4 protein-coding genes are annotated in these 2,630 nt (G+C 64.4%); all 4 read left to right on the top strand.

The genetic code is table 11. The features are described 5' to 3' along the window. The coding region (locus JCM25156_RS13345) for a phosphoribosyl-ATP pyrophosphatase (RefSeq protein ID WP_025813471.1) at nucleotides 1-287 on the top strand (287 nt) is incomplete at its 5' end. Nucleotides 288-310: 23 nt separating this feature from the next. Continuing rightward, a complete protein-coding gene (locus tag JCM25156_RS29465; protein ID WP_159104993.1) occupies nucleotides 311-469 on the top strand; it encodes a hypothetical protein in 159 nt (52 codons plus the stop codon). After that, entirely contained in the window at nucleotides 456-980 is a 525-nt protein-coding gene (locus tag JCM25156_RS13335; protein ID WP_025813469.1) for a CvpA family protein, read from the top strand. Before JCM25156_RS29465 ends, JCM25156_RS13335 begins: the two co-directional genes overlap by 14 nt. A 51-nt stretch (nucleotides 981-1,031) precedes the next feature. Further along, nucleotides 1,032-2,546, top strand: coding sequence for an amidophosphoribosyltransferase (purF, locus tag JCM25156_RS13330; protein WP_025813467.1), 1,515 nt, complete (start codon nucleotides 1,032-1,034; stop codon nucleotides 2,544-2,546). Nucleotides 2,547-2,630: the final 84 nt, after the last annotated feature.

Raw genomic sequence — 2,630 nt, 5'->3', positions numbered from 1 at the left:
CCAGCCGCCAGGCCGGGCGGGCGTTCGCCTGCGCCGCCGAAAAATGTGTGATGGACCTCATGACAGGGGACCGCCCCGACCTGGTCCGCCATAGCGCCGACGTGCTGACCCACCTGATGGAAATCTGGGCGGCCCATGATCTCGACGCGGAGGAGGTATGGATCGAACTCGACCGGCGCACCCGCATGGGCAACCTGCTCCTTGCCCTCAACATGGCCGAACGCGGCTCCGTCCCGCCGGGCGCGCGCAGGCGGCCATGGAAAATCCGCACCACCAAACTGCCCTGAAGCCGGGCGCATGGCCATATGAAATGGCTGGACTCCGTTTTTTGGCCTATGCGCTGGGAGTGGCGGGTGGCATAAGCTGGCCGCTGACGGAACAGCAGGGAATATCGCGACAGATGACCGGGTCCATGCCCGTTGCAGGCCGGCCGGCGTTCATCCTGTCCGGCATGCATGAACTGGATTGACATCATAGCCGTCGCCATTGCCGGCCTCTCGGCAATAGTGGGCGCGGTGCGCGGTTTCTCGCGTGAAGTGCTGGGACTGGCCGCCTGGGTCATGGCCACGGTCATGGCCGTGGCCTGGTATGGCGCGCTGGTGCCCTATGCCAGCCAGTGGATCAGTAGCCCCACGCTGGCCGCGATGGCGTCCTTCGTCGTGCTGTTTCTCTTCCTTCTTGTCATTTTCACCATGACTGCCCATCTCTCCGGGCGGGCGGTGCAGGGGTCCATCCTGTCCGGACTCGATAGCGTGCTGGGCCTGCTGTTCGGGCTGGCGCGCGGCTATATCTGCCTTGTCGTCCTGTACGCGGGCATAACCGCCCTCGTGCCCCGGACCGAATGGCCCGACGTGATGCGCACCAGCCGGATTGTCCCCCTTATCGGCGGCAGCATGACATATCTGCGGGCCTTTACGCCCGATAACTTCCGCGCGCATCTTGCGCAACCCGCCGGGACGCGGCATGACGCGCCCATCTGAACCTTTCGTCGGTACCCGCCGCCCCCGTCCGTCAAGGAAAGATCGCTGACCATGTCCCGTCCCTGCTTCCATGCTGTTTCAGGCAATCCGACCCCGCAGCCCGAACGCGACGATATCGCCGCGCAGTGGCGTCACGATGATGACAAGCCGCATGAGGAATGTGGCGTCTTTGGCGTATGGAACACCAAGGACGCCGCCGCGCTGACGGCGCTCGGCCTGCATGCGCTCCAGCATCGCGGGCAGGAAGCCACCGGCATCGTGTCCTATGATGGAGAACGCTTCCATACCCACAAGGGTCTCGGGCTGGTGGGCGACGTGTTTGGCGATTCCCGCGTCATGGCCACCCTGCCCGGCCACTGCGCGGTGGGGCATAACCGTTACGCCACCACGGGTGCCACGCTGATCCGTAACGTGCAGCCGCTTTTTGCCGATTTCGAGTTCGGCGGCCTTGCCGTCGCCCATAACGGCAACCTGACCAATGCCGAGACCCTGCGCAAGGCGCTGGTGCGGCGGGGCTGCATCTTCCAGTCCACCACGGATAGCGAGGTGTTCATCCACCTCATCGCCATCTCGCTTTACGCCAATGTGGTGGATCGGCTGATCGACGCGCTCAAGCTGGTGCTGGGCGCGTATTCGCTCATCGCCATGTCGCGTGACGCGCTGATCGGCGTGCGTGACCCGCTGGGCGTGCGTCCCCTGATTCTTGGCCAGATCCGTGAGGAAGACGGCACGACGGGCGCATGGGTGCTGGCCAGCGAGACCTGTGCGCTGGACATCGTGGGGGCCGAGTTCGTGCGCGATGTCGAACCCGGTGAGATCGTGATCATCAATGATGACGGCATCCGCTCCGTCCGGCCGTTCGCCACCACGCAGTCACGCTTCTGCGTGTTTGAATACATCTATTTCGCCCGGCCCGATTCCGTCATGGATGGCAAGGCCGTCTATGACACCCGCAAGCAGATTGGCGTGGAGCTGGCGCGTGAAAGCGCCGTGGAGGCCGACGTGATCGTGCCCGTGCCGGATTCGGGCGTGCCTTCGGCCATGGGCTTCGCGGCGGAAAGCGGGATACCGTTCGAACTGGGCATCATCCGCAATCATTATGTCGGTCGTACCTTCATCGAGCCGACCGACCAGATCCGCAATCTGGGCGTCAAGCTGAAGCATTCCACCAACCGCCCGGTGCTGGATGGCAAGCGTGTCGTGCTGGTTGATGATTCCATCGTGCGTGGCACCACCTCGCGCAAGATCGTGGACATGGTGCGCGCGGCCGGGGCGAAGGAGGTGCATATGCGCATCTCCTCACCGCCCACCACCCATTCGTGCTTCTACGGCATCGACACGCCCGAGCGCAGCCAGCTTCTGGCCGCCCAGCACAGCCTGGATGAAATGGCCAAGCTGATCGGCGTGGACACCCTTGCCTTCATCTCGTTCGACGGGCTGTACCGCGCGCTGGGCTACAAGGATCGCCAGGCCGCGTGCAACCGCTACTGCGATGCCTGCTTCACCGGTGACTACCCGATCGAACTGGTGGATTACGAAGCCGAGCATCACCCCGAACCTGCATGAACGGCACCCCCACCAGCCCCGACCTGCACGGGCGCGTCGCCCTTGTAACCGGGGCCAGTCGCGGTATCGGGCAGGCTGTGGCCG

The sequence above is a fragment of the Komagataeibacter kakiaceti JCM 25156 genome (assembly GCF_000613305.1).
The sequence above is the reverse complement of the archived record's forward strand: the minus strand, read 5'-3'. Positions and strand labels throughout refer to the sequence as shown.